The organism is Corynebacterium lemuris (assembly GCF_024919295.1).
GTDB lineage: Bacteria > Actinomycetota > Actinomycetes > Mycobacteriales > Mycobacteriaceae > Corynebacterium > Corynebacterium lemuris.
In genome coordinates, this window is the sequence record NZ_JANWTC010000057.1 from 1 (window position 1) to 253 (window position 253).

Annotated in this window: 1 pseudogene; it reads left to right on the forward strand. The window is 68.4% G+C overall.

The features are described from left to right. A pseudogene (locus tag NYP18_RS15355) lies at positions 1–253 on the forward strand (hydroxyquinol 1,2-dioxygenase); the annotation flags it as partial.

The window sequence follows — 253 nt, forward strand, 5'->3', positions numbered from 1 at the left end:
CCTGCTGTCGGACACCCTGGGCGCCTCGATGCAGACCATCGCCGTCAACAACCAGGCCTACGAGGACGCCACCGAAGCCACCGTCTTCGGTCCCTTCTTCCTCGACGACGCACCGCAGGTCGAGCTCGGCGGTGACATCTCCTTCGGTGCCACCGGCCAACCCGCCTGGATCGAGGGCACGGTCACCGACACCGACGGCAACCCCGTGCCGGGTGCACGGATCGAGGTGTGGGAGTGCGACGAGGACGGCCTC